This is a genomic window from Alloalcanivorax balearicus MACL04, assembly GCF_025532145.1.
GTDB classification, from domain to species: domain Bacteria; phylum Pseudomonadota; class Gammaproteobacteria; order Pseudomonadales; family Alcanivoracaceae; genus Alloalcanivorax; species Alloalcanivorax balearicus.
Map to the genome: position 1 here is coordinate 1 of NZ_ARXS01000053.1, position 6,102 is coordinate 6,102.

Below are 6,102 nucleotides of genomic sequence, written 5' to 3' on the forward strand. Positions count from 1 at the left end.
ACATCGCCAAGGTTTCCGTTGGCGGGAAGAGCCGTTCCCGGTGCTCGGGCAATAAGGATTCCAGTAGATCAAAGAGCTCTGCCGAGGTCAGTACATTGATAAAGCGGATGGCATCCTGGCGGGACAACTGTTGTTTGATCGCTTGCTGCTGAAATCGATTCTGTTTAGCATCCATGGGAGCCGATCCTTGGCAGGGTGTGGATTCTTTGGCGAGATAAACACGCCGCCATTGGATCAGCTTTTTTATTTCTGGATCAAGGCCTTATCGACTAAGTAAGTGCCATTCAGACCTGACCCCGCGCTCCCCTTGCGATACCGTGTCAATGAGGATGGATCGCACGGCAGCTGCGTCTGGAAGAACACCTCACCACAAAAATACTGGTAATATGGATTCTCCAACCAGCGGGCACACACCGCCTTGTCGTACAGATCGTAGGCGTGCTTCAAGTAAAGCAGGCCCAACACCAACCGGGCCGGTAACGGACGACGACCCGAGCCCGCCGGCACCAGAGGGAACGACTCGCCCACCGACTCAATCAAGGTGTTCCACGGCATCGCTCGGCTGACGCGCACCAGTGGATGGCTCATATCAATCATTTCGTCCAGACGGGCGCGGAATAGATCCCGCTCCTGGTTCTCGGCGCTTTCGGAGGGCGAGCGTCGGTGCGTCATCGAAAAAACCTCTTCGATGTTGCAAGGAAACGAACCGCTAAAACACGATTCCTGACAATTCCCGATAGCCTATCAGGACCAATTCATCAATGAAATCAGAAGGTTAGGTATTATTCAGGGCCGACTCATTATTTCAATGCCGGTCATTTCTAATGGATTCATAATAAGCAACCTTAATTGAATGTGAAACCAGCCAGAAATTCCAAAGAGAAATCTATGACTGGTTTGTAATGGAAGGTTACTGGGTGGCTTCTATGCCAGCCCTATCTTTTTCTTTGTTTCTTCTACTAAATCTGTTTCGTCCGCATCGTTAGGGTGGAAATTAAACCGATAATATTGCAAAAACTTTGGCATCATTTTTTTGTATGATTGAAAGCTAAAAGCGTAAAATTTCCGCCACGATTTAAAGTTAAGAAACTGCTTGTCCCGGTACATGAGAGTGAACTGATAAATGAGTGTTAATGCTGATATTAGGGAAAAGCTAAAAGTGAATAGTAGAACGCGGGGTATATAAGCGCTTAATGACTTTCCATAGATCTTTTCGTAGACATCAAAAGCGACTGCTTTGTGTTCAGTTTCTTCGATGCTATGCCATAGCCACAGGTCACGAATGCTCGGATTCGGCATTAATTCGTTTACGCTCTCCATCATGTAAGCCACCATCACCGCGGTGTAATGCTCTAGCCCTACGGTTACAAGCAAGTTCCACTTTTCAGGAAAAAATCTCTCAATAGTTTTTAAAATTAACCCTGTCACCCGCTCCAGTGAAGCGGGGTCTAAACCATGCTTCTGCGCACTGATATGAAAGGCTTCATGCTCTTTAGAGTGCATGGCCTCTTGACCAATAAATGCCCCCACATCCTTATCCAGCTGTGAGCCTTTCTGTAATTTGTGCCGGACCGCTCGCACTGAACGTACAAAGAAAGATTCACCTTCAGGGAACAAGGTCGATAAGCCGGTAAAGTAATGGGTGAATGCAGGCTCATTGTTCATCCAGTACCGCTCAACGTCTTCGAATGTGTAATCCATACGGCGAACAGGGAAAGAAGCGGACATTTTATTTTCAATGTTTGGCATAAGAACACCTCGTGCGTATTGATGCTGTCAGACGATTAAAACCATCGTTTCCGTGGGCGCGGCAGCGCCTCGCAATAGAGATACCGCTTGCGCGTCTTCAGTGATGACTTGAGGCCCTGGGGTAGGCTGTGTTTGCCAATCACACGATTCCATAATGAAACCTATATGGTCGTTATCACCCGCTCTGAGATCGCGGACCTTGGCCCCTCAAGAGCACCTCTTTCCTCAACAACTATGCATGTTCAGTGCACTTTTCCTCACCGTGACATTGGGTGATGTCATGAATTTAAGTTCCAAAAAGGAATCTGTCAAGCGCTAAGTTTCATTTTGGAACTTGATGGCGCTATACTCTCCGTTTCCAGACTTGATTAGGGCTTTATATGAAGTGGGATGATGTAGGCAACCAGGCTTGTTCGGTGGCACGTACTATGGCCGTTATAGGCGATCGCTGGACCATGCTGATCTTGCGCAACGCCTTTATGGGCACGCGTCGCTTTGACCATTTTCAACTTCAACTCAGCGTGACCCGCCATGTACTGTCAGAACGGTTGAAACGTTTGGTCGATGCGGGGATTTTTCGCAAGGAAGCCTACAAGCCCAATCGATATGAGTACCGATTAACCCAAATGGGACGTGATCTTTATCCTGTGCTGTTGGCTGTGACCGCATGGGGCGATACCTGGCTGGACGAAGGTCGGGGAGCCCCGTTGGTCTTTCAGCACAAGGGGTGTGGGGAAATGATGACGCCTACGTTGGTTTGCTCTGAATGCGGTGAAAAAGTCACCGCGAGTGATGTTATTCCAATGGCCGGCCCAGGCTTGCAAGCGCTTCCTGGTTCAAAGTGATGAGGTTCGCCCCCCCCTGCATGCTTACGGGAACCCTAAATAAAAAGGGGGCGGGCACAATAAATGAGATGGCGGGAAAGAAACACACGCAATAAGCCCAAACCGTTCTGCCGTTCCCTGGTGCCCAGGCACGGTGCTACGACACACTCAGGAAATAAATCATGGCCTCCACAAAATACGATGTGACTGTCTTTGGCGCCACCAGCTTCGTTGGCAAGATTCTCTGCCGCTACCTTATTGAGACCTTTGGCCAGGAACTCAATTGGGTTGCGGCTGCTCGTTCGCGTGACAAGTTAGATGCCTTGAAGGTTGAGTTGGGTACGGCGGGCAAGAACCTGCATGCCGTTCAGGCCGATGTGACTGATGAGGCATCGCTACGGGCATTATGCGAACACACGCGGGTCGTTATTTCCACAGTAGGCCCTTATGCCCTCTACGGTGAGCCGCTGGTAAAAATCTGCGCGGAAACCGGTACCGATTACTGCGACCTGACAGGTGAAATCCAGTGGGTGCATAAAATGCTGCAACGCTACGAGAAAGCCGCCAAGGCGTCCGGTGCACGCATCGTGCATTGCTGCGGCTTTGACTCCATTTCTTCCGACATGGGTGTTTACCACCTGCAGCAGCAGGCTCGCGAGCGCTTCGGACAGCCTTGTAACAAGGTAAAAATGCGACTATGGGATGTCAAGAGCGGCTTTGGCGGTAGCTCCGCGGTCAGCCTGCTGAATGTGATCAAGGAGGCCGTATCCGACCCCAATGTCCGCAAGGTCATGAGAAATCCCTATGCGATCTGTCCGCCGGACTATCAACCAAAACTGCGCCAGCCGGACGTCAAGACTGCCCAGCGTGATCCCGATTTCGATGTATGGGTGGCGCCGTTTATCATGGCTCCCGTCAACACCCGTGTGGTACAACGCAGCCACGCATTGCTGGGGCAGGCCTATGGCAATGACTTTACTTACGAGGAGGCCATGGTCACCGGCAGCGGTGCGCGCGGCGCCTTCAAGGCCTCGATGCTAACGGCTGCTCTGGGAGCGCTGGTCAGTGGCGCAGCCTTCGGCCCCACCCGCAAGCTGATGGCGCGGTTGTATCTGGCGCCGGGTGCGGGACCCAGTCCCCAGGCACAGGAAGCGGGTTTTTACGACCTGCGCTTTCTCGGCACCACGACCGATGGCCGCAGCCTGCGCACACAAGTCTACGATAACCGCGACCCCGGTTATGGCTCCACTGTCGAGATGCTGGGGCAGGCCGGCGCCTGCCTGGCCTTCGATACACCCAAAGACAGCTATGCAGGTGGGTTCTGGACGCCCGCCAGTTTGTTCGGTGATCGGCTGATACCCCGTCTGAGCAAGGGAATCCGCTTTACCGTGCTCGACGAGTAGAGTGCCGCTGCGATAGGCGACCGCCCGCGCTCGCGTCCAGAACAATGAGGGTCAGGTCCGAATGGCTCTTACTTAACCCCAAACCTTTCATGCTACTGGTCGGTAAGCGTTCATTTCAAGACGTACTCCCCAGGAACTGATTGGGTCCCTACCGGAACCTCACCATCAACGCACGGGAGGTTACCCCATGAGACCACGTCGCACCGCCGAACAATGGCACGCGCTGATCGCGCAGCAACGAGAGAGTGGCCTGCCGGCCAAAGCGTTCTGTCAGCAGCACGATCTCGGCTATATCAGCTTCTGCAATTGGCGCAAACGGCTGATGGATCATGGCTCCGCTGATAACGCAGAGTCTGATGACGCCGGCTTTGTCGATGTGTCCTCGCTGATGGGCAGCGCCCAGACGGGTGGTACGGGCTGGCACATCGTGCTGAGCCTGGGCAATGGTGTTGAGTTGCGGCTGAGCCAGAACGGATGATCGGACTGGATAGCCAGGCCAGAATCTGGCTGTGCACCGAGCCCACGGACATGCGCAAGTCTTTCGGGGGGCCCAGCCCGCTGGTGCGCAACCAGCTCCGGCACGATCCGCTGAGCGGCCAGTATTTCGTCTTCGTCAACCGGCGCAAGACCCAGATGAAGAGGCTGTATTTTACCGCGACCGGCTACTGCCTGTGAGCCAAACGGCTGGAACAGGGGTGATTCCGGGTGCGGCCTTCGGCCGCCGGCCAGCGGCCCCTGACCCTAACCGATCTGCAGTTGCTGATCGACGGCATCGAAGTGCAAAAATACCGGCATTTCAAGGGCTTCCGGAAGGCATGAAGGGGTGAGCTTCGGTATAATCCACCTCATGAATTCGAACGCTTCTTCGTCCCCTTCCAGCACGTCATCGTCCTCGATTCTCGCCGAGGAGAACGCGCTGCTGCGCGAGCAGGTGCAGGTGCTGACGCATCAGTTGGACTGGTTCAAGAAGCAACTGTTCGGCCCCAAATCCGAGAAGCAGGTACTCGATATGGAGCACCGGGGTCAGGTCTTGTCTTTTGCTTGAGGAGAGCACGTTGGGCAAAAGGCAAGACCTGACCCGAATGGCACTTACTTAACTCCCGCCTTTTTCCCGCCGGAGCCCGCTTTATTCCATGGGCGTTGCTTCGGTGGATGCCCATGCCGACGTATCCAGGCCTGCGCCTCATGTCTGGGGCGCGTTAACAGCGGGAGCGGTTTCGGTCGTCGCTTGACCGCTCTGGGTTCAATACGCCCCGGTCGATTCCCTACACGCTGCTGGCCGATCAAGCGAAAAAGCTCCGTTAAATCGTCGCTGGTATGGCAAGCGAGCGGTTGTTGGTACCAAGCCTGCCAGCATTGCAGCGCATGTTTGAAGCTCAGCGTGCGAGGCAATACCTTCGCCAACATGGCGGACGGCACCATCAGAAGCCGGACCAGATTGTAGGCCAGAAGGTACACCCACAGCTCCTTTTCCGCCATCTCCGGCGTTTTACAGCTCAAGGCTTCCATCCCCAGAGTGGTTTTGATGTGCCGGATATCCAGCTCTACCTGCCAGCGGCTTCGATATAACGCTTTCAACGCTTGGCGTGGCGCCCGCGCCGGATCGTACAGGGTGGTAATCAGCACTTTTTCACCCAGCGCCACTTCACGCAGAACGATATCGTCGGGCAGTGCCTGATAGCGTGCCAGACTCATTCAGTCCGGACGTTGGCAAGGTTTACTAATCCGGATCAGATGATCCTTGCGGCCCAAGCGCTTTCCCTTACGGAAGTCTGTTGTCAGCTTGCGAGCGCCATTTTGCTCGAACACGACATCTACGCCGCGGGCCAGACAGTTCGCCAGAATCACGTAGCTGCCATACAGTCCATCCCCCAGGAGAATATCGCCGGCGTTGAAGCCAGGCAGCAACGAACGGAACAGGGCGTGTTCGCTGGCGCCTTTACCCGCGTAAGGCCCCATTGCCGCGTTCAATACGGCACCGCTGGCCAGACAGGTGACGGCGACAATGCGACACAGTGGGAAGCCCAGGCCGGGTTTCTGCGAGCGCTGCTGGGGATAAACCTCTTGATTGGCGGGCGTATCCGGCAGGGTCACTGTGGTGCCGTCAACGATGCGAACAGGTCGCC

General features: G+C 54.4%; 7 protein-coding genes and 2 pseudogenes. 5 read left to right on the forward strand and 4 right to left on the reverse strand.

The window, feature by feature from the left end; translation table 11 throughout:
• The 3 genes and pseudogenes from MA04_RS21820 to MA04_RS21490 form a co-directional block, all read right to left on the reverse strand.
• Window positions 1-175, reverse strand: a pseudogene (locus tag MA04_RS21820) (IS4 family transposase); the annotation flags it as partial.
• Between the two features lie 68 nt (window positions 176-243).
• Window positions 244-672 carry a transposase gene (locus MA04_RS21485; RefSeq protein WP_394356172.1) on the reverse strand — a complete coding sequence of 143 codons (429 nt, stop codon included), beginning with the start codon at window positions 670-672 and terminating at the stop codon, window positions 244-246.
• 252 nt (window positions 673-924) lie between these two features.
• Window positions 925-1,749, reverse strand: a complete 825-nt coding sequence (locus tag MA04_RS21490; protein ID WP_262462801.1) for a metal-dependent hydrolase — start codon at window positions 1,747-1,749, stop codon at window positions 925-927.
• Window positions 1,750-2,129: 380 nt separating this feature from the next.
• Here MA04_RS21490 and MA04_RS21495 point away from each other — a divergent pair, with 380 nt between their 5' ends.
• From MA04_RS21495 to MA04_RS21515, 5 genes are all read left to right on the forward strand, one after another.
• The gene (locus tag MA04_RS21495) at window positions 2,130-2,594 is read left to right on the forward strand and encodes a winged helix-turn-helix transcriptional regulator (RefSeq protein WP_262462802.1); all 465 of its coding nucleotides are present in this window, start codon (window positions 2,130-2,132) and stop codon (window positions 2,592-2,594) included.
• 161 nt (window positions 2,595-2,755) lie between these two features.
• Window positions 2,756-3,976 carry a saccharopine dehydrogenase family protein gene (locus MA04_RS21500; protein ID WP_262462803.1) on the forward strand — a complete coding sequence of 407 codons (1,221 nt, stop codon included), beginning with the start codon at window positions 2,756-2,758 and terminating at the stop codon, window positions 3,974-3,976.
• 187 nt (window positions 3,977-4,163) lie between these two features.
• On the forward strand, window positions 4,164-4,454 hold the full coding sequence (gene tnpA / locus MA04_RS21505) for an IS66 family insertion sequence element accessory protein TnpA (RefSeq protein ID WP_262462805.1): 291 nt from the start codon (window positions 4,164-4,166) through the stop codon (window positions 4,452-4,454).
• Window positions 4,451-4,651 carry an IS66 family insertion sequence element accessory protein TnpB gene (tnpB, locus tag MA04_RS21510; RefSeq protein ID WP_262462806.1) on the forward strand — a complete coding sequence of 67 codons (201 nt, stop codon included), beginning with the start codon at window positions 4,451-4,453 and terminating at the stop codon, window positions 4,649-4,651. The genes tnpA and tnpB overlap by 4 nt, the downstream gene beginning before the upstream one ends.
• A gap of 172 nt (window positions 4,652-4,823) precedes the next feature.
• The gene (locus MA04_RS21515) at window positions 4,824-5,021 is read left to right on the forward strand and encodes a transposase (protein ID WP_262462808.1); all 198 of its coding nucleotides are present in this window, start codon (window positions 4,824-4,826) and stop codon (window positions 5,019-5,021) included.
• Window positions 5,022-5,065: 44 nt separating this feature from the next.
• Here MA04_RS21515 and MA04_RS21520 read toward each other — a convergent pair.
• Window positions 5,066-6,070 (reverse strand): annotated as a pseudogene (locus tag MA04_RS21520) (IS4 family transposase).
• Window positions 6,071-6,102 lie beyond the last annotated feature (32 nt).